General features: G+C 71.9%; 18 protein-coding genes and 2 pseudogenes. 10 read left to right on the top strand and 10 right to left on the bottom strand.

What is annotated here, in order from left to right; translation table 11 throughout:
- Positions 1-52 precede the first annotated feature (52 nt).
- The 3 genes from NLX86_RS00415 to NLX86_RS00405 all read left to right on the top strand — a co-directional run bounded on the left by NLX86_RS00415 (position 53) and on the right by NLX86_RS00405 (position 6,082).
- Positions 53-2,392: an ATP/GTP-binding protein gene (locus NLX86_RS00415; RefSeq protein WP_254369498.1), complete on the top strand. Its 2,340-nt coding sequence runs from the start codon at positions 53-55 to the stop codon at positions 2,390-2,392.
- Between the two features lie 91 nt (positions 2,393-2,483).
- Positions 2,484-4,082 carry a PucR family transcriptional regulator gene (locus NLX86_RS00410; protein WP_254369497.1) on the top strand — a complete coding sequence of 533 codons (1,599 nt, stop codon included), beginning with the start codon at positions 2,484-2,486 and terminating at the stop codon, positions 4,080-4,082.
- 554 nt (positions 4,083-4,636) lie between these two features.
- Complete coding sequence (locus NLX86_RS00405; protein ID WP_254369496.1) at positions 4,637-6,082, top strand: aldehyde dehydrogenase family protein; 1,446 nt, start codon at positions 4,637-4,639, stop codon at positions 6,080-6,082.
- Between the two features lie 331 nt (positions 6,083-6,413).
- Here the strand turns inward: NLX86_RS00405 and NLX86_RS00400 are convergent, their stop codons facing one another.
- On the bottom strand, positions 6,414-7,685 hold the full coding sequence (locus NLX86_RS00400) for a helix-turn-helix transcriptional regulator (RefSeq protein WP_254369495.1): 1,272 nt from the start codon (positions 7,683-7,685) through the stop codon (positions 6,414-6,416).
- A 144-nt stretch (positions 7,686-7,829) separates the two neighbouring features.
- The gene (locus tag NLX86_RS00395) at positions 7,830-8,561 is read right to left on the bottom strand and encodes a GntR family transcriptional regulator (protein ID WP_254369494.1); all 732 of its coding nucleotides are present in this window, start codon (positions 8,559-8,561) and stop codon (positions 7,830-7,832) included.
- A gap of 152 nt (positions 8,562-8,713) precedes the next feature.
- Between NLX86_RS00395 and NLX86_RS00390 the strand changes: the two genes are divergently transcribed.
- Together NLX86_RS00390 and NLX86_RS34930 are read left to right on the top strand one after the other, a co-directional pair.
- Positions 8,714-8,893 (top strand): hypothetical protein, encoded by a 180-nt coding sequence (locus NLX86_RS00390; RefSeq protein ID WP_254369493.1) that lies wholly within the window; start codon positions 8,714-8,716, stop codon positions 8,891-8,893.
- Entirely contained in the window at positions 8,878-9,093 is a 216-nt protein-coding gene (locus NLX86_RS34930) for a hypothetical protein (RefSeq protein WP_374213807.1), read from the top strand. The genes NLX86_RS00390 and NLX86_RS34930 overlap by 16 nt, the downstream gene beginning before the upstream one ends.
- Here NLX86_RS34930 and NLX86_RS00385 read toward each other — a convergent pair.
- Positions 9,031-9,252: pseudogene (locus NLX86_RS00385) on the bottom strand (transposase); the annotation flags it as partial. The gene NLX86_RS34930 and the pseudogene NLX86_RS00385 sit on opposite strands and share 63 nt — an antisense overlap.
- A gap of 264 nt (positions 9,253-9,516) precedes the next feature.
- On the opposite strand from NLX86_RS00385, the pseudogene NLX86_RS00380 reads away from it, so the two are divergent.
- Positions 9,517-9,723, top strand: a pseudogene (locus tag NLX86_RS00380) (transposase); the annotation flags it as partial.
- 97 nt (positions 9,724-9,820) lie between these two features.
- On the opposite strand, the gene NLX86_RS34925 reads toward NLX86_RS00380, so the two are convergent.
- Together NLX86_RS34925 and NLX86_RS00375 are read right to left on the bottom strand one after the other, a co-directional pair.
- Positions 9,821-9,895 carry a 50S ribosomal protein bL37 gene (locus NLX86_RS34925; protein ID WP_100661309.1) on the bottom strand — a complete coding sequence of 25 codons (75 nt, stop codon included), beginning with the start codon at positions 9,893-9,895 and terminating at the stop codon, positions 9,821-9,823.
- A 13-nt stretch (positions 9,896-9,908) separates the two neighbouring features.
- Positions 9,909-11,474, bottom strand: coding sequence for an adenosine deaminase (locus NLX86_RS00375; protein ID WP_254369769.1), 1,566 nt, complete (start codon positions 11,472-11,474; stop codon positions 9,909-9,911).
- Positions 11,475-11,750: 276 nt separating this feature from the next.
- On the opposite strand from NLX86_RS00375, the gene NLX86_RS00370 reads away from it, so the two are divergent.
- Complete coding sequence (locus NLX86_RS00370; protein WP_254369492.1) at positions 11,751-12,164, top strand: DUF5994 family protein; 414 nt, start codon at positions 11,751-11,753, stop codon at positions 12,162-12,164.
- 43 nt (positions 12,165-12,207) lie between these two features.
- Here NLX86_RS00370 and NLX86_RS00365 read toward each other — a convergent pair whose 3' ends face one another.
- A complete protein-coding gene (locus tag NLX86_RS00365) occupies positions 12,208-12,909 on the bottom strand; it encodes a hypothetical protein (protein ID WP_254369491.1) in 702 nt (233 codons plus the stop codon).
- 123 nt (positions 12,910-13,032) lie between these two features.
- On the opposite strand from NLX86_RS00365, the gene NLX86_RS00360 reads away from it, so the two are divergent.
- A complete protein-coding gene (locus NLX86_RS00360) occupies positions 13,033-13,272 on the top strand; it encodes a DUF2277 domain-containing protein (protein ID WP_254369490.1) in 240 nt (79 codons plus the stop codon).
- Positions 13,273-13,315: 43 nt separating this feature from the next.
- Here the strand turns inward: NLX86_RS00360 and NLX86_RS00355 are convergent, their stop codons facing one another.
- From NLX86_RS00355 to NLX86_RS00345, 3 genes are all read right to left on the bottom strand, one after another.
- Positions 13,316-13,945 (bottom strand): DedA family protein, encoded by a 630-nt coding sequence (locus tag NLX86_RS00355; protein ID WP_254369489.1) that lies wholly within the window; start codon positions 13,943-13,945, stop codon positions 13,316-13,318.
- A 282-nt stretch (positions 13,946-14,227) separates the two neighbouring features.
- On the bottom strand, positions 14,228-15,886 hold the full coding sequence (locus NLX86_RS00350) for an alkaline phosphatase D family protein (RefSeq protein WP_254369488.1): 1,659 nt from the start codon (positions 15,884-15,886) through the stop codon (positions 14,228-14,230).
- Between the two features lie 74 nt (positions 15,887-15,960).
- Positions 15,961-16,602, bottom strand: a complete 642-nt coding sequence (locus NLX86_RS00345; protein WP_254369487.1) for an HNH endonuclease family protein — start codon at positions 16,600-16,602, stop codon at positions 15,961-15,963.
- Between the two features lie 254 nt (positions 16,603-16,856).
- On the opposite strand from NLX86_RS00345, the gene NLX86_RS00340 reads away from it, so the two are divergent.
- Together NLX86_RS00340 and NLX86_RS00335 are read left to right on the top strand one after the other, a co-directional pair.
- The gene (locus NLX86_RS00340) at positions 16,857-17,615 is read left to right on the top strand and encodes an ABC transporter permease (protein ID WP_254369768.1); all 759 of its coding nucleotides are present in this window, start codon (positions 16,857-16,859) and stop codon (positions 17,613-17,615) included.
- A gap of 240 nt (positions 17,616-17,855) precedes the next feature.
- A complete protein-coding gene (locus NLX86_RS00335) occupies positions 17,856-18,437 on the top strand; it encodes a TMEM165/GDT1 family protein (RefSeq protein WP_254369486.1) in 582 nt (193 codons plus the stop codon).
- A gap of 184 nt (positions 18,438-18,621) precedes the next feature.
- Here the strand turns inward: NLX86_RS00335 and NLX86_RS00330 are convergent, their stop codons facing one another.
- The gene (locus NLX86_RS00330) at positions 18,622-19,341 is read right to left on the bottom strand and encodes an HAD-IA family hydrolase (protein WP_254369485.1); all 720 of its coding nucleotides are present in this window, start codon (positions 19,339-19,341) and stop codon (positions 18,622-18,624) included.
- Positions 19,342-19,469 lie beyond the last annotated feature (128 nt).

Here is a 19,469-nt window from a genome sequence, read left to right as displayed (position 1 = left end):
CTAGATTGAGTTCCCGCACGCATACCGCTGGTCAGGGGACGAGGGGCAGCACATGGACACCGAGGGCACGTACGACGCACGCGGCACCCAGGCCGGTCAGGTGCCCCGCCCGGCCGGCCCGCCGCCCATGCCCGCACTCCCGCCGGCCACCGGCCCGTCCCTGACCGAATGGCTGCGTACCCCCCGCCCGGAGGCCGAACCGGGCGTCTGGCGGTACGGCCATCGGCCGGGAGCCCCGGAAGAGGCCGCCGAAGCCCCCGACCGTGCCCTACTGAGCGGCGCCGTCATCTCGATCCTGGCGTGCACTCTGGTCTGGTCGCTGCTGCGGAACGGATACATCCCGTACTGGACTGTCCCGCTGAAACTCTTCACCCCCCAGGACTGGTGGGAGCCGCTGAGCGGGGACGCGGTCAGGCGGAAGGGGGGCGAGACCGCCCTGCCACTCTATGAGCTGCTATTCACCGGAGCGCTTCTCTACGGATTCGGCCGGCTGGGCAACTGGCGGAGCGCTTTTGACCGACTGATCGCGGCTCGTGGCCCGTGGGTCCGGGCGGGCGCCGCCGCGGTCGGCGCCATGCTGGTGATGTTGCTGGTCAGCAACCTCATGGTGCCGGTCCGGCCCGTGGTTTACAGCCTTCTGCCCTACGGGAGCGACCGAGAAGCCAACAGGGCCCTCGTCGATGTGGCGGACGCGGCGATCTACCTGGCCGTCGTCTTGGTTTTCGCCTGGCTCGGCGGCTTGATCGGGTTGCTCGGCCGTATGCGGCGGCTGTCCGGGCCGCAGAAGGAGCGGCAACAGGCGCCGCCCGCACAGCCGGGCGGCGAAAACGATCCCGTCGCATGGCCGCAGCTGCGTGCCGCGGGACTCGGCGAGGCCGCGGACCGGCTAGCTGCGGAGATCGCCGGCGGCCGGATGAACGACGTCGACCACGCGCGGATCCGGCGGGCCTGGCAGTCCGTACAGGCAGACCCCTCCCGCCTGGACGCGTTCACCGGCGCCGTGCTGCGTCAGGGCGCGGCCGCGTGCACGCATCCCTCCGGGGCGCGTGACCTGCCCGTACGCGCCGCCCGGCACGATCTCCTCGTACGCCAGGTACGGATCGGCTCGGCCGACCCGAGCGAACGCAACCCCTACCCCCGGCGGGGCACCGCCGTCGCCCTCGACCCCGCCCTGCTCGGCACGTCGCTGCTGGCAGTCGGCCCGCCGGGGGCCGGCAAGACCAGCCACCTGGTCCGGCCGGTGGTCGAGTCCCTCGCGCTCCAGGCGATCGCCGGGCAGGCCGCCGTCATCGCGGTGGGCGCGGTCGGAGCGCAGCTCGGGCCCGACGAGGCGTACGACGTGGTCGTCAAGCTCGGCGACCCGGCGTCCGCCTACGACCTCGACCTGTACGGCGGTACGACCGATCCGGACGAGGCCGCGGCCTTGCTCGCCGAAGCCTTCATCGGCGACCTCCCGGACGTCGACAGCCGCCGTGCGGCCACCGCGCTCGCCCAGCTGCTCGGCCCGTACCGCGCGGCCTACAGCCGCTTCCCTTCCGTACCGGAGCTGCGCGAACTCCTCGACGGCGTACCGACCGCGCTCGCCACCCTGCGCGAGGCGCTGGACGGCGGCGGGCACTACTCCCTCCAGCGCGAGCTCGACGCGCGCGCCCGCCAGTGCGGCGCGCCCGGCGATCCGGGGGTGCTGCTCGCCGACCGCGTGGCACTCCTGGACCGGCCCGCCTTCGCGGGCTTCTTCGACACCGGCGACGACGCCCGCCCGTTCTCGCTGCGCTCCCTCGAACACCCGCTCCGGGTCCGGATCGACCTGCCCGAGCGCGGGCACGCCGAGGCGTCGCGGATGCTGGCCCGGCTGGTCCTCGCGCAGTTCACGGCGAGCGCGGCGGCCCGCGCCGACCGCTCGCTGTTCGCCTGCCTCGTCCTCGACGACGCCTCGCACACCCTCACCGCCGAAACCGTCCGCGGCATCCAGCGACTCCGCACGGCCAACGCGGGAGCGGTCCTCACACTCCGTACGCTCGACGACGTCCCGGAACCGCTGCGCCCCGCTGTGCTGGGCGCGGTCGGCTGCCGGATGGCGTTCTCCGGGGTGACGACCTGGGACGGGAAGCGGTTCGCCGAGGCATGGGGCACCGAGTGGGTGGAGACCCGGGACGTCACCAGCCGTACGGTCTTCGCGGACCAGCCGCTCACCCGGGCGGTCCACGCGTTCCGGAAGCTGGTCACCGGAAAGGCCGTGACGACGGACGCGATCACCGTACGGAAGGTCGAACGCGAGCGGTGGTCGGCCTCCGACCTCGCCCACGCCGTGCCCATGGGCCACGCGGTGCTGTCGCTGACGACCGTACGGGGAGAGCACGCCCCGCCCCTGCTGGTGGACCTGCGCGGCTGAACCCGGTGCGGGGAATCCATACGCCCTGGCAGAATCGACATGAGCCGTTCATACGGGACGGCTAAATCCTCTGCCGATCGCTGAAGGTCCCATGCCCCCCACACTCGCCTCCCTCGTCCATCACTCCGCGCTCAAACTCACCGTGCGCGCGGGTGAGGACCGGCTGGAGACGCCCGTGCGCTGGGCCCACGTCAGCGAACTGGCCGACCCCGTCCCGTACATGGAGGGCGGCGAGCTGCTCCTGATCACGGCGATGAAACTGGACGCCGAGGACGCGGAAGCGATGCGCCGCTACGTGCGGCGGCTCGTCGGCGCCGGCGTCGTCGGGCTCGGCTTCGCGGTCGGGGTCTACTACAAGGACATCCCGCAGGCGCTCGTCGACGCGGCCAAGGAGGCGGACCTCCCGCTGCTCGAAGTACCGCAGCGCACGCCCTTCCTCGCGATCAGCAAGGCCGTTTCGGCCGCCAACGCCGCCGACCAGTACCGGGCCGTCACCGCCGGCTTCGAGGCACAGCGCGAGCTGACCCGGGCCGCGCTTTCCCCCGAGGGCCCCGCCGAACTCCTCGCCCGGCTCGCCGCGCACGTCCACGGCTGGGCCGCGCTGTACGACACCTCCGGCGCCGTCGTCGCGGCCGCACCGGACTGGGCCGCGCGCCGGGCGGCCCGGCTCACCGCCGACGTCGAACGGCTCCGGGAACGGCCCGCCCCCGCGAGCGCCGTCGTCGGCGGCTCCGAGGACCGCGTCGAACTCCAGTCGCTCGGTACGGGACGGCGGGCGCGCGGAGCGCTGGCAGTCGGTACGGGCGCTCCCCTCGGCACCGCCGAGCGCTACGCCGTCCACTCGGCGGTCGCCCTGCTCACCCTCAGCACCGAGCGCTCCCGCTCGCTCCAGGACGCGGAGACCCGCCTCGGCGCGGCGGTCCTGAAGATGCTGCTCGCCGGCGAACCGGACCACGCACGGGCCGTCGCCGGCGACCTCTACGGGGCGCTGCTGGACGCCCCCTTCCGCCTGGTCATCGCCGAGGCGGTGGCCGCCGCCGAGGATCCCACCGAGCCTGCGGCCGCCCCCCTCACGGCGCTGGCCGACGCGCTGGAGAGCGCCGCCGCGCGGGCCGGCGAGTCGCTCCTGCTCGTACCGGAGGGCGAACGCCTCATCGTCCTCGCCGCCGACGGCGGCGCGGCGGTCACCGCCTGCGCCGAGCACGCCGACGCCGTGGAGACCCGGCGTGGGGCGGCCTCCCGGCCGCACGAGCCTGCCGAACCCGACGAAGTCGTCGTCGGCCTCTCCGCCCCGGCCGGCCCGATCGCCGCGGCAGCCGCGTACAAGCAGGCGGACCAGGCCCTGGCCGTGGCCCGCCGCCGGGGCCGCACGCTGGTCGAGCACGAGCAGGTGGCGGCCGGCTCGGTCCTGCCGCTGCTCGCCGACGACGCGGTACGGGCCTTCGCCGACGGCATGCTCAGGGCACTGCACGAGCACGACGCGACCGGCCGCGGTGACCTGGTGGCGTCCCTGCGCGCCTGGCTCTCCCGCCACGGCCAGTGGGACGCGGCCGCGGCGGACCTGGGCGTCCACCGTCACACGCTCCGCTACCGGATGCGCCGGGTGGAGGAGATCCTGGGCCGCTCGCTGGACGACCCGGACGTCCGAATGGAACTCTGGCTGGCCCTAAAGGCGACAACGCCGTCCTGACCAAGCCCGGTGGAATTCCCCCACCCCGCCCTTTCCCGAACCCGGGGGGCAAGCCCCCGGCCCCCCCCGGAACGCGCCCGCTCCCCGAAGGGGCGAAGACCGGGGCGCTGAACCGCGGGCCTGCCGGTACCCGTGGCTGGGACGGCGGGAGGGTGACGGGGTCGGAGGGAGGGGTGTCCGGGACGTAAGAGCGTGATTTGTGGCGCAGGGCACCGGGCCAAGAACACAGCGCTGCCGAACGCGCCGTAAATCATGCAGTCCCGGACGCCCCTCCCGGAGGCCGCGGCGCCCGGCACGGACACCCACCGCCCAGACCCGGCCCGCCCCGCGCAACCCGCGCCCCGCGCCGCGCAACCCGCGCCCCGCGCCGCGCAACCCGCGCCCCGCGCCGCCCCGCGCCCCGCGCGCCCTCCGCGCGACCGCGCGACCCGCCACCGACAAACCGGCAGGCACCCCGCACCGACCACTCCACCCCGGACAAACGCCATTCGGCAGCCCGGCCCCTACCGTGGTGGCGACAGGACCCCCAATCTTCGGAAGGGCCGGGAATCACAGTGACTTCCACCCACGCCTTCTGGCTCGCCGGCCGCCAGGCCACCGGCGAGGACAGCTTCGACGTCACCTCCCCCTGGGACGGCCGTCTCGTCGGCAAGGTCAGCGTCCCGACCGAGGCCCAGGTCGAGGAGGCCGTCGCCGCCGCGCACGCCGTCACGGCCGAGTTCGCGGCGACCCCGGCGCACGTCCGCGCCGCTGCCCTCGACCACGTCTCCAAGCGGCTCACCGAGCGCACCGAGGAGATCGCCCAGCTGATCTCCGCCGAGAACGGCAAGCCGATCAAGTGGGCGCGCGGCGAGGTCGGCCGCGCCGTGTCCGTGTTCCGTTTCGCCGCCGAGGAAGCGCGCCGCTTCAACGGCGGCGAGGCCCAGCGCCTGGACACCGACGCCGGCGGCGTCGGCCGCCTCGCGCTGACCCGCCGCTTCCCCAAGGGCCCCGTGCTCGGCATCGCGCCGTTCAACTTCCCGCTGAACCTGTGCGCCCACAAGGTCGCCCCGGCCATCGCCGTAGGCGCGCCGATCATCCTCAAGCCTGCCCCGGCCACCCCGCTCTCCGGCCTCATCCTCGGCGAGCTGCTCGCCGAGACCGAGCTGCCGGCCGGCTCCTGGTCCGTGCTCCCCGTCGCCAACGACCGGATGCCGGCCCTGGTCAAGGACGAGCGCCTGCCGGTCATCTCCTTCACCGGTTCCGAGAAGGTCGGCTACGCGATCATGGACTCGGTGCCGCGCAAGCACTGCACCCTGGAGCTCGGCGGCAACGGCGCGGCCGTCGTCCTGGGCGACTTCGCCTCCGAGGAGGATCTCGACTGGGCGGCGACCCGTATCGCCACCTTCTCGAACTACCAGGGCGGCCAGTCCTGCATCTCCGTCCAGCGAGTGATCGCCGACGCCTCCGTCTACGACCGTCTCGTCCCGAAGGTCGTCGCGGCCGTCGAGGCCCAGGTCACCGGTGACCCCGCCGACGCCACGACCGACGTCGGCCCGCTGGTCAGCGAGGACGCCGCCCTGCGCGTCGAGTCCTGGGTCGACGAGGCCGTGAACGCCGGCGCCCAGCTGCTGACCGGCGGCAAGCGCGACGGCGCGTCCTACGCGCCCACCGTGCTCGCCGACGTCCCGGCGGACACCACGATCTCCTGCGAGGAGGTCTTCGGCCCGGTTCTGACGCTGAAGAAGGTCGACGGCGAGGCCGAGGCGTTCGCCGCGGTCAACGACTCCAAGTACGGCCTCCAGGCAGGCGTGTTCACGCACGACGTGCAGACCGCGTTCCGCGCGCATCGCGCGCTCGAGGTCGGCGGCGTGATCGTCGGCGATGTTCCTTCGTACCGCGCGGACCAGATGCCGTACGGCGGCGCCAAGCTGTCCGGCGTGGGCCGCGAGGGCGTGCGCTTCGCGATGGACGACTACACGTACGAGAGGGTCCTGGTCCTCACCGGCCTCGACCTCTGACCTGTACGGCGGATCCCGAAGACGGAACCGCACGGCCCAAGAACGCGGCCGGAGCCCACTGTGCGGGGGCTCCGGCCGTCTTTTTGCATCGGCGCTCTGACCTGGGAGAAAGGTCCGATCTTGGCTGGTTCCCATGGTGCAGTGGGAACATGACGAGACGGTGGCTCGGCGTCCGGCGACTGGCAGACCGAAACCTTCGATGACGTGGAGTCAACGAGGTTCGTCAGGATGCCGTTGGCGAGACGGGGCAGAACTGGCCCCCTGGCTGGGTGAATGGCAAGGGACACATCGACCCCGCGGCCGTGGCCGAGCAGTGAGAGCTGGACCGTGGTCAGGCAGCCAGCGCTCCGGTACGGATCGCGAACTCACGAAGCCCTTGCACCCGAGCGGGCCCGTACAGCAGATCCGACGTCAGTGCCCGCAGCGCCGGACGCCGCACCTCCTGGGGCGCCTCCTGCTCCACCCGCCGCAGCGCCGCGAACGTCTGCTGCCCGTTGCCCAGGGCGTGCCACATGCGGGCGGTGTCCGTCCAAGCTCGTGCGCGGCGCTCCGGTGTCGGCATGAAGCCGATGTTCAGCCCGGCCACCACCTTCACGCCCTCGTCCGGCGTCCCGAGCGCGTTGAGGACCCCGATCCGGTAGACGTCGACCTGGGCCCGGGTCGCCTCCACGGTGAAGAGGCCCTGGACCGCCGGCAGACGCTCGGCGTACTCCTCCGCCTCGTCGAGCAGAGCGAGTGCCGTCGAGCGGTCGCCGCCGGACGCCGCTGAGTACGCGGCGGTCAGCAGAAGCGTGGTTCGTACGGCCCCGGTGCGTTCCCTGGACGGGTCCAACTCGGCTGCCTCGCGGGTGAGGAGGTTCACCGCGGACGACCAGCGGCCGGAGCGGCGCATCGTGATTGCCAGCACCCGGGACGCCTCCCCGACTGGCACCGGCGACCCGCTGGCACGGGCTGCGATAAGCGCCCGGTCGGCAGCAACCCACGCCGCGTCGGAGTGCTGCTTGGTCGCCAGTTCCGCAGTGAGTACGTACGCCCGGGCCAGTACCGCCGCCGCCTGCTGACGTGCCCGCCCGGTCGCGGCGTCCCGGGTCGCCTCGGCCGCAGTGAGCAGTCCCGGCAGCGAGTGGCCGAGATCGCTGTAGCGGGCCGCTTGGAAGGTCCGCCGCGCCGCAACCGTCTGCGCGGTCAGGACGGCTAGCGGCACCGCGTCGGCGGCCGGAAGCCGGAACAGGGCTTCCTCAAGACTGGCTGCCGAGTCCCCTGATACGGCGGCGGCCGATGTCGCGCCGGTGCCTACCATGGCCGTCGCACCCGCAGCGAGCGCCCCGGCCAGAAGTTCCCTACGACGCACCGCATCCTCCTCGTCCGACAGCCGCTCGCTCGCCACCGTAGCGACCACCGGGCCGTGCGGCACAGCGGAACCGCACAGCCGCTCAGGTGGGATGCCCAACACCTCGGCCATGAGCAGCATCGCAGAGTGCTCCGGTCGGAGCTTGTTGGCCTCGATCCTGGAGATCGCCGACGCCGAGTAGCCGCAAGTCCTGCCTAACTGAGCTTGTGTCAGCCGGGCGGCCCCGCGGGCACCGCGAATGACGTGGGACATGATGGGACCCCTGCGGTAACTGTCAGCGCTCCCCTATGAACGCCCCGTACACGCATGGTCCACCGGTGGACCAGTCAGGTCAATGGTTGGGCATGGAAAAGGCCCCCGCCAACGACGGGGGCCTTCACCAAGATTGACGGACGGTCAGCCGCCCATCGAATACTCTTCCGTCCGCGACCAGCGTCCACCCGGGCTGACACTCACCTCGTACGCCAGCGGCCGGCCCTCGGAGTCGTAGACCACATGGCGCGCCTCGGACACGGCCAACGGCCCGTCCAGTCGCAGCAGCTCGAGCTCCTCGTCCGTCGCGAGCCGCGCCGTCCACCAGTCCCGCCCGGTGTGCGGCCGTCGGCCGGTCTGCATCTCGACGTACCGCGTCGTCCCTTCCCGGACGCGTTCACGCAGCAGCAGCCGCGGGGCGGCGTCCGCCACTTCAGCTGTGAACCAGCTGCGCGAGGTGGCGGTCGGGATCTCGCCCTCGAAGGTGACGCGGTGGCGGCATGCGACGCGTTGGCCGGGCTCGATTCCCAGGGCGGTTGCGACGTCCCCTGGCGCGGGGACGGTTTCCGCAGACACGATCTCGGCGTACTCGCCTGCGGTGTAGATGTAGCCGGTGGCCACCGCTGTCGCATATCGCTCGCCTGCAGTCCGCGCCAGGGGTGTGCGCTCGCGGACGGTGGAGCCGGTGCCCTGGCGTGTGTCGACGAGCCCTTCCTGCCGTAGCACCTCAAGGGCCTTGACGACGGTGGATCGGGAGACTCCCCAGCGCTCGGTCAGCTCCCGCTCGGAGGGCAGCGCCGCGCCGGCTGTGAGTTCGCCGCGGACTACCCTGCCCCGCAAGTCGGCTGCGATCTGTTCGTACTTGGGCAGTGCCATTGCTCTTCCCCTGGCTAGTGGACTGGTCCAGTAGTCATGTTGGCGGGTGACCGATCCGGAGGTCAACCCTCCCCGGACGCACGAAAGCGCCCCGCGGCCCGGCCGAACTTGAGTTCTAGCGGTCATCGCAACACCCGACCTCCGGGGATGCGATGGCCTTCGAGATCCGCAAGATCCGCTCGTCACAGGGACGCAAGAAGCTGGTCCGTGAGCGGGAGGAATACTCCCGGCTGATCGTCGACGGGCTGCGGTCCAGCTCCGAGGCGATCCGATCCGCCGCAGTAGAGACGTTCCTCCAGCGTCAGGTTTCCGGCTCATGGACCAAGGAGTGAGCAGCCGGGAAGCGTGCCGGATCGTCGGCATCAACCGGCGTACCGGCAAGCGGTGGCGCAAGGGCACCAACCCAACGAGGAAGAGACCCGCTCAGCCCGCACACCGAGTGCGGGCTGAGCGGGTCGTTTCGTCGTCTGTCGGTGGCGACGGTGAACTCGTGGTGCCGTCCCATCTCGCTGCCCTGGTCCCAGGTCAGTGACCGCGTCAGATGGGCCGGCATCGTCTTCACGCTCTCCACCAGCGCGTCGCGGACCGGTTCGGTGCCGCGGCCGTTGGGCAGGTGCAGGAGCATCACGTAGCGGGTGGAGCGTTCGACCAGGGTGCCGATGGCGGAGCCGTTGTCCTTGCCGATGATCAGTCGGGTAGCGGGGACGCCTTACTACGTCCCCGCCCCCTCAGAACCGTGCAAGCAGCTATTCACCGCACACGGCTCGAGCAAGCCCAGAGGCTCGCCGGCAGGCAGGAGTGCTGGACTCGTCATCGCGGCGGCTCCATTCCGCCGTTGACAATGATTGTGGACCAGACGGAGTCGTTGACGGCCCGGCGTGCTGCGCGCCTTGGCGCGGGCCTGCGCGGCATGCGGCCGTACTGGCCGTTCGTGGGGTGCCGGTTGCGGCGTATCTGCGACCCGGCCAGCCCCTGGCAGCGCGGCTCGAACGAGAACGCGAACGGTATGCTGAGGCAGTACTTCCCCAAGGGCACCGATCTGTCGGTTCACACCCGCGAGCACCTCGACGCCGTCGCCGCCGAACTGAACGGCCGGCCACGCAAAACGCTCGGCTGGGAAACTCCAGCCGAGCGCCTGCATACACTCCTCACGACCGCCTGACACTGATCACGTGTGGCGACGACCGCTGGAATCCGCGATCAAGGCTGGGGGTCTTTGGCGTCCGCATCTGACATCAACCGCATCCGGTCCAGGTGGTTCAGGCGTTGGGACGCTTGCCGTGGTTGGCCTTCTTCTTCTTGCGGGCGCGTCGCTTGTTGCCTCGCTTGGCCATGGTGCATACCTCCCTAATTCAGATCTTTTCGTGCGTTCGACAGTCTAGAGTCGGCCTGTGGGGTCCGCATCAGCCTGCGGCCCTCGAAGCGGGTGAATGCCGCCTCCTGGCGCCATTCCAGCGTCGCCTTCGGGCTGGCCGCCAGGAACGCCGCGCAGGCACGGCTCGGGGTGCCGGCTCCGGGGTGGTCTTGACGGCAGGGCGCGGCCGGTACGTGGCCCAGGCGGGCCGGGTTGCCGCGCCACAGGCTGCGGCCGGGCAGGAACGCGTGGTCCAGCGAGGCCCTGGCCAGGTGTTTCAGCGCCGGGTAGCTCAGCCCGTACATCTGCGCCGCACGCAGGTACTCGGCGCTCATGTCGCTGCGCGAGACCCCGGGGTCGTCGGTGGCCAGCACCACGGGCACGCCGTACCGGCGGTACGTCATAAACGGGTGCTCGGCGCCCGAGACGCCGAGGATCTGCTCGTTGCTGGTGAACGGAACCTCCACCGCCACCCGCCGCGCCGCCATCGTGCGCAGCAGCTGCTGGGGGTTGTCCTCGTGCAGTACGTCGACGCCGTGTCCGATCCGTTCGGCGTGGCCGGTGAGGACCGCCTCGCGGATGTGGAAGCTCAGGTCCTCCGGCTTGACCAGACCGGGAGTCAGTTCACCGGCGTGCAGGGTGATGTGCGCGCCGGGGTACTCGCGCCGCAGGTGGTCGAGCATCCGCATGTGCTGCCGGTAGTTGCGCAGCGAGCTGTCCCAGTCCTCGGGCTGGACCAGGTTCACCGCGACGAACCTCGGATCGCGCTCCGCCAGCCGCATGCCGAGCGCCATCTCGGTGAAGACCCGCTCGTGCGAGCTGCCGCGCAACACCTGGGAGATCCACCGGACCGGCAGCGCGCAGCCCGGATCGGGACGGGGTGAGTCGCAGTGGGCGGCCCCGCGGAACTGCGCGTCGGCCGCGTCGGCCTCCGCGCGCGCCGCCTTCACCGCCGCGTCCAGCCTCCCCCCGGCCAGGAGCGCGTCGTGCATCCGGTCCAGGTCCTCGTCGAAGCCCACGGCGTCGGCGAGCTCACGGGCCTCGGTCGAGGCGGGGGAGACCATCGTCTCCAGATAGAACTGGTTCTGCTCGACCGCCGTGTTCGCCACTTCGGCGAGCAGCTTCCCGCGGTTGCGCCAGGCCACCTCCCCGAATCTGCCGAACGTGGCGAAGAAGTGGTCGTGGCCGTTCTCCCCCGCGGGCAAGTCCTGCATCGACCAGGCGCGGATCACCTGCTGCCGGAAGCTGTTGTCGGCAAGGGCGTCGGTGGCGGGCCGGGCGCCCGCACCGCACGGTGCGGGGACCGCCGTCAGGGTCTTGGTGTCGATACACAGCCCGTCCTCGGCCGCGAGCTGGATCAGCAGCTCGGTCGAGGCCGCCCCGGAGAGGTGATTGTGCAGGTCACCGCCCTTGGGCAGGTCCCGAATGAACGCGCGCAACGCCTCCGGGCGGTTGCGGATGGCGTCCAGGTGGGCCGCGACGCGCTCCTCGGCGGCTGTGGTCCGGACGGGCGGGGGCGCCGGCGGCTGTGCGGCCGCCGCGGGCAGGGCCGGCAGCAGGGAGAGTGCGGCGAGGCAGCCGAGGCCGAGCGGGAGCGGCGCGACGCGGCCTCGGCGTACGGGGTTCCTGCCTCGGCCTACGGGACTGTGGTGTACGGAGATCACGCCGCATCCTCGCGGCGTACCGCCGCGACGGGCACGGCAACAGGCGCACGAGGGCGGCGGACCACCCGACCGGGTGACTGCCTGCCGGGTGGGCGGCGATCAGGGGCGGGCGGATGTGGCGCAGTAGGCTGGGCGTACGAGATCGTTCCGGTCGGCGGCGGGTGCGGGTATATGGCCCGCCGGACGGCCATGACGTCCGAGGCCGGTATGCAGATGGTCGCCGCACATCATGTGCTCCCCGTCCGGCTCGCACTGGCGGGGCCGGAAGGCGGGCCGCGCCGCATCGACGGCGCGTGGTGGCCCCGCTCGCACGATCTGCGCGACGAACTCCCCTCACTGCTGGCGGCGTTGAGTGCGAGGTGGGGCCGTATCACCCGCGTCACGGTGGACGGCACCCAGTGGCTCGCGGGGCCGCGCCGGATGGCCGTGGCCGGCCGCGTGGTGCACATCAACCGGTCCGCCGCCGCGGCCGACCGGCGCCGTATCTGCCTGCTTTCGTACGGAGTCGGCCGCTGCGACCTGGTGGTGGTACCGCCGCACACCCCGGTGGACGAGGCGGCCCGCGTGATGGCCGAGCGCGCCTGACGGCCGAGCGCCGGCTGGGTTTCTCGGGTCGTCAGGCCCTGGGCTACCGGTGGTGGCCGCCTGCCGCTCCGTCGCTGACTTCGCGTGCGCCGCGGGCCCTCGCGATCAGGATCACACCCGCTGCGATCATCCACACGGCCAGCAGCAGCGGAGTGAACCACGCGCTGAACGGTCCGGCCAGCGACAGCACCGCCACCACCAGTCCGAACCAGCCGAGCCGCACGGGTACGGCGCCGGTGTCACGTGACACCCGCCAGAGCGCGAACAGCATGACCGCCGCTCCCGTCATCGCCGCGATCGTCGCGCCGTACGCGATGTCCATCAGCAGGATCGCGATGAGCGCGGTCTGCGGACCGACCTGGAAGGCCTCCGAATGGCTTGCGGTGATCCCGAAGGTGTTGCCCGCGAGCGCCGAGACCATGAGGAACACGGTGAACACCGTGCCGCCCACCAGCACCAGGTGCGACCGGTTTCCCGCCCTGCGGGACAGGGCGACGAGGAAGAACATGAACAGCAGGGCCGCCGCCAGCAGTAGCAACACCTGGGTCTCGGACAGCGCCTGGTTGCTGTCCTTCCGGTAGAAGGCCACGACCTTCCTGACCGCGTCCTTCTCCTCGATGTCGGGCATGCGCCAGGCGAGCGCATAACCCGCGATGAGCAGCCCTCCGGCCACGAGCCCGGCGATCCCGGGCCACAGGCCCCGGCGAGGGGTGGGCTCTGCGCTCTGCGACGCCGACGCCGTCATCGTGGCCTCCCGCGCGAGGAATCCCGAGGCTTCCCTGAGGGCTCCCCGGGACTGTGCTTTTACCCTATTTTGGCACTCGCGTAATTCGGGCGCCGTTCGCACCGGATGAACCACACTGGGGGTATGTGCCGCAGCATCAAGACTCTCCGCCCGCCCGCCATCCCCGAGGAAGCCACCGAGGAGGAGATGCGGGCCGCCGCCTTGCAGTACGTACGCAAGGTCTCGGGCTTCCGGGCGCCCGCCGCCCACAACCGCGAGGTCTTCGAGCAGGCCGTGGACGCCGTCGCGGAGGCGACCAGGCTGCTGCTCGAGGGCATCGAGGTGCGGGGCAACAGGACGGCGGCGGCCGGCCACGCCGGCTGATCCGTGGTCCCGGCCGGGTGGTTCTTGGTCCCGGCCGGGTGAATCAGCGGGCGGATGCCGGAACGGGCCGCCGTACGACGAACGCCGCCGCCGCGCCCGCCGCGAACAGCGCGAGGAGCGAGACCGCCGTGGCGAGCCAGGTAGCGCCCAGCCACTGGCCGCCGAAGTAGCCGAGTCCCACGCTGTATCCGGCCCAGGCCACGGCCGCGAGGGCCGACCAGGGCAGGAACTCCATCACCTTGCGGTGGGCCGCGCCCGCCCCCAGGGACACCACCGAGCGGCCGGCCGGAGCGAATCGCGCGATGACGAACAGGGCGCCGCCGCCTCGGGTGAGGGCCGTGCCGAGACGTTCCTGCGCGGTCGTCAGCCTGCGCGAGCGGGCGATCGCGCGGTCGAGACGGTCACCGCCGCGCCAGGCCAGCCGGTACGCGACGAGGTCGCCGAGTACGGACGCCGCCGCGGCGCACACCATCAGGGCGAGGATGTCGGGGACGTCCTGCGGTACACGCCCGGCGGCTCCGGCGGCGGTGGTCGAGCCCGCGGCGGCGGTGGCGGCCGCGATGACCAGGACTCCGCTGGGGAGTACGGGGAGGAAGACGTCCAGGACGACGGAGGCGGCCACCACTGCGTAGATCCATGGGCTGGCGGTCAGCGCCCCCACACTCTCGAGCAACGTAACTCCCCGGTTCGAAAACAACGCCGCGACGTCGCAGGGGAGCGGCAGGGGCGGCTATACAGCCATACAGCGTACGCCTGGAGTTTCTGTGGAGATCGCGTGGGGCCGCGATGTTCCGCGGATCACTTCGCTCGGCCGCTCCCGTCACCCAGCTGCTCCCCTGGCGGACCGCGCCCGCGCCGTCCTCACCTGAGCGCCGCCTCCACCTGAGCCGCCTTCACCGCCCCGACGCCCCAGTCCCGCCGCCCTGTTGGCCGGGCCGCGTTCGGCCGGACCGCGTCAGGCCGGACCGCCGAGATCCCGCTCCAGTACGGTCGTCAGCCGCGAGCCGCCTGCCGGCCCGGCCTGCGCCTGATCCAGCCGCAGCACCGCCGACCGCCCGCGGAGCGTCAGCGTCATCAACTGGTTCCCGAACCACGGCCCGCCGGTCTTCTTCCATTCGACCGGCGGGAGCCCCGTCCGGCCGTGCCGGGCCAGTGCCAGCCCCAGCCGCCGGCCGGCGCGGCTCCAGCCGAAGCGGAAGCCGAGCTTTATCGAGGCGGGGATGCGGTTGTGCACGGGCGAGCAGGTCAACTGCACGACGTGCGCGTCCGGTACGCGGCCGTCCGGCCAGGACGGCTCGGCGACGTACGCGTGATGCACATCGCCCGACAGCACGCACACCGTCGCCGGGGCGTCCGGGCCGGTGGCTGCCTCGGCGATCAGGTCGGCCAGCGTGGCGAAGGAGTCGGGGAAGGCCGCCCAGTGCTCCAGGTCGCTGTTCCTGCGTACTTTCTCGCCGATCTCCGCCCAGCGCGCGCCGCGCTCGCCGCGGCACAGAGCGGCGTTCCAGGCTTCCGCGTCGTGGACGGCGGGCGGCAGCAGCCAGGGCAGCGATGTGCCGATCAGCAGATGTTCGTACGTCCCGTGGCCGGCGAGGGCGCTGTCGCGTACCCACTGCTCCTCCTCGGCGTCGAGCATGGACCGGTTCTGCTCCTCCAGGACGCGGGCGGCCCGGGTGTCCACCATCAGCAGCCGGGTCGTGCCGAAGTCGCGGCGGTAGCTCCAGCGCACGGACTGCGGTTCCGCATCGGCGCGGGACGCGAGGCGGCGCAGTGCGTCGGTGCCGTCCGGGGTGGCGCGGACCGCGGCGTACGTCTCGTCGTCGGCCAGCTCGGCGGGGGAGAGGTTGCCGAGGTGCTGGTAGACCCAGTACGACATCAGGCCGCTGAGCACGCGCTCCTGCCACCAGGGCGTGGCCCGCATCTCGGCCAGCCAGGCGGCGCTGGTGTTCCAGTCGTCTATGACGTCGTGGTCGTCGAAGATCATGCAGCTGGGGATGGTGGAGAGCAGCCAGCGGACGTCGGGATCCAGCCACGATTCGTAGTAGAGGCGGGTGTACTCCTCGTAGTCCGCGACCTCGTACCCCGGCGGCTCGCTCAGATCGCGCCGGGCTGCCAGCCAGCGGCGGGTGGCCTTGGACGTCTCGTCGGCGTACACCTGGTCGCCGAGCAGCACCAGTACGTCGGGCCGCTCGGCGGAGGGGGCGGAGGACAGCCGGGCGGCCAGCATGTCCAGGGCGTCCGGCCCGACCGGATCCTTCCCGCCGCCGGGAGGTGCGGCCCAGCGGCAGGAGCCGAAGGAGATACGGACGGATCCGGACGGGACGGCGGGTGTACGGATGGTGCTCGCCGGGAAGCGCGAGTCGGCGAGCGGCCACACCTGGCGGCCGTCGAGCAGTACCTCGTACGCCGTCTCGGAGGCCGGCGTCAGGCCGGTCACCGGGATCAGCGCGTAGTGGTGCCCGGCGATCTGGAACGTACGCACCGAGCCGCCCGCGCCGTCCTCGCAGCGGACCTCGGCCGTGCAGGGGCGGTCGGCCTCGATCCAGACGACCGCCGCGTCCCCGGTGTCCCAGTCGACATGGCGCAGCAGTGGTCCCAGTCGCAGTCCGGCCATTTCAGCCCCTCCTCCGTCGCCCCGTACGGTACGGAACGACGGAGGGCGGCGGGGAGTTTCCGGCCGTGTCTTTCTCAGCAGCCGTTCAGAACTCCCTGGAGGGCGCTCTTCTCGGCCGAGTCGATGCTGAGGGCCCAGTAGTGCTTCACCTGGACCCACATCCGGGCGTAGGTGCAGCGGTAGGAGGTGAGCGGCGGCAGCCACTCGGCCGGGTCGAGGTCGCTCTTGGACTGGTTGACGTTGTCGGTGACGGCAATGAGCTGGGGCCGGGTGAGGTCGTTGGCGAACTGCTGGCGCTTGGACGTGGTCCAGCTGTTGGCGCCCGAGCGCCAGGCTTCGGCGAGCGCGACGACGTGGTCGATGTCCAGGTCGGAGGCGGCGGTCCAGGTGGCGCCGTCGTACTCGGAGTACCAGCTGCCGCTGACGGCCGCACAGCTGGAGTCCTGCTGGACGTTCGAGCCGTCGCGCTTGAGGACGACCTCACGGGTGTTGCAGGCGCCCGACTGGGTGCTCCAGTGCGGGAAGAGGTCGCGGCTGTAGCCGCTGGAGGAACCTTCCGTCTTCACCGTCAGCTGCCCGAGGTAGGTACGGGCGGTGGACGCGCTGATGGGGGTGGGCGGGGAGGCCTGGGCGGCGGGGGCGGTGAGCAGGCTGCTGCCGGCGAGGGCGGCGGTTGCTGCGACAACGGCTATTCGACGCGCGTAGACACCGGACATACGAACTCCCTTGAAATGGGGGGACCTTGGCCGTGCGACCCCTGCGGGGCCCGGCCATCGTGGCGGCGCGAGGTTGCCTTGGGATGGGCGCCAGGTAACAGGGTGGCGACATGGGCACGTCACATCAAGTGTTCTGACGCGCCGCCATGTTCCGGTGGGGGTCATAGGGTTGCGGCGTGCACGTCCATGCCGGTGTTGCCGTTGCCGTTGCTGTTGCCGTTCGTCTCGACCCCCTGCGGGCCGCCGGTCAGGCGCTGCTGCCGGTGAACTTCACCCTCGCGGCCGTTCTTGCCGTACTGCTCGCTGTCGCCGCGGCCGTTGTCGCGTTCGCCCGGCTGTCGGAGGACGGCGGTCGCGGCCGGGCCCGCGCCGTCGTCACCGCGGGCCTGCGGGCGGCGGTTCAACTCGCCGCCGTGTCGCTGCTCATCGGGTGGGTGGTGCGGGCGCTCCCGTTGCTGCTCGCCTTCCTGCTGCTGATGTACGGGGTGGCGGTGTGGACCGCGGGCCGGCGCATCACGGGCAACAGCACGTGGTGGTGGGCGGCGGTACCGATCGGGGTGGCGGTCGGGCCCGTGGTCGCCGCGCTGGTGCTGACAGGGCTCGTCCCGGTGCGCGGGATCGCGCTGATCCCGGTCGCCGGGATCCTGATCGGCGGCGCCCTCACGGCGACAGTGCTGGGCGGCCGGCGGGCGCTGGACGAACTCGAGGTGCGGCGGGGTGAGGTCGAGGCGGGGATGGCGCTCGGGTTCCTGGACCGGGACGCGCGCCTGGAGATCGCCCGTCCGGCCGCGTCCGATGCACTGCTGCCCGGCCTCGACCAGACCCGGACCGTGGGCCTGGTCACGCTCCCGGGGGCCTTCGTGGGCATGCTGCTGGCCGGGTCGTCGCCGGCGCTGGCGGCGGCTGTGCAGCTGTTTGTGCTGGTCGCACTGATGGCGGTGCAGGCGGTGGCGGTCGCGGTGGTGCTGGAGCTGGTGGCCCGGGGGAGGCTGCACCGGGACCTTCGGCCCTGAGGGCGGTAGGCCCGGTCGCGTACCCTGGACGGAGCAGAAGGGGAGTAGCTCTTCGCCGGAACGTCGACATACTGCTGAGTTCGCTCAGCCGGCGCCCGGAGGCGGACTGTGGTTCAGGTCCGCCAGCGAGACCTTCGGCCGCAGTGTCCTTGTTTTTTGATGACGCTGCCGTGCCGAAGCGACCCCTGAAACAGTCAGGTCTCTCGGTGCGGCACGCCCGACCGATCGAGGAACCCACCTGTGATCAGCTTCACCATCATGGCGATCGCCTTCGGCGTCGTCTTCCTTGCCGAGCTCCCCGACAAGACGGCCATGGCGGGCCTGGTGCTCGGTACGCGCTACCGGGCGTCGTACGTGTTCGCCGGTGTGGCGGCGGCCTTCGCCGTACACGTCGCGCTGGCGATCGCGGCGGGGAGTGTGCTGACGCTGCTGCCGCACCGGCTGGTGCAGGCGTTCGTCGGTGTTCTCTTCCTGATCGGCGCGGCGATGCTGCTGCTGAAGAAGGACGAGGGCGAGGAGGAGGTCAAGGCGCCGGCGGACCAGTCGTTCTGGAAGGTGTCGGGCGCGGGATTCATGCTGATCCTCGTCGCCGAGTTCGGTGACCTGACACAGATCATGACGGCGAACCTCGCGGCACGTTACGACAACCCGCTCTCGGTGGGCCTGGGCGCGGTACTGGCGCTGTGGGCGGTGGCGGGTATCGGCATCCTGGGCGGCCGGACGCTGATGAAGCACGTACCACTGCGGCTGATCACGAAGGTGGCGGCGCTGGCGATGCTGGCGCTGGCGGCGTTCAGCCTGTACGAGGCGGTGGCCGGGTAGGGGCCTCCGCCGCCGGCCCGGGGCCCGTGCCCGGCCGCAAGCCGGTGGGCGGCTGGGGACGCGGTCATTCCGGGGTGGACCCGGCCGCCGGCTCAGCGGCCACCGGGTGGTGGGTGTTGCGCATCGCCCCAGGGGTGGCCAGGGAGACTGGGCCCGCCAGACTCTCAAGCCAGGCGGCCCCGGGTTACGCCGAACCGCGTGCCCCTGACCACCGTCGGCCCCCTGCCCCCGTTCGGCGTCCGCCGATCGTCACCCTCAGTTCGCCCGACCCCGTGCGCTCCACGGTTACCCGTGTCAGGTCCGCCGCGTGTGCTGTCGGGTTGTGGGCTTCTGCTCGTGGGCCCACGCCCACCACCCGCATGCCTGCCGCGCGGCCCGCCTCGATGCCTGCCTCCGAGTCCTCGAACACGATGCAGTCCGCCGGGTCGAAGCCCAGCTCCGCCGCTCCCTTCAGGAAGCCCTCCGGGTCCGGCTTGCTCGCCCCGACCCGTTCCGCGGTGATGCGTATCCGCGGCATCGGCAGGCCCGCGGCCGTCATACGCGCCTGCGCCAGCGCCTCGTCCGCCGACGTGACCAGCGCATGCGGCAGTTCCGCCAGCGCCGCCATGAACGCGGGCGCGCCCGCCACCGGGACGACGCCCTCCGTGTCCGCCGTCTCGCGGGCGAGCATCACGCGGTTGTCCGCGTGGTTCTGCTCCATCGGCCGCTCCGGCAGCAGGACGGCCATCGTCGCGTAACCCTGCCTGCCGTGGACGACCTTGAGCGTCTCTTCCGGGTCCAGCCCGTGCTCCAGTGCCCACTCCCGCCAGCAGCGCTCCACCACCGCATCGGAGTTGACGATCGTCCCGTCCATGTCCAACAGGAGGGCGCGGGCGGTCAGGGCAACGGGGGTGGTGGCCGGCATCGGCGAGCTCCAGAGCGCGGGAGAAGTGAAACAAGCGGTCCCGTCCGCCGGTCAGGGAGTACGGACGGAACCACTTTGTTTCCCTACGGTACAAAACTGAGGCCGGTTTGCGCTACCCGGGCCGACGA

Source organism: Streptomyces sp. A3M-1-3, assembly GCF_024213665.1.
Taxonomy (GTDB): domain Bacteria; phylum Actinomycetota; class Actinomycetes; order Streptomycetales; family Streptomycetaceae; genus Streptomyces.
This window is presented reverse-complemented; position numbering and strand designations above follow the sequence as displayed.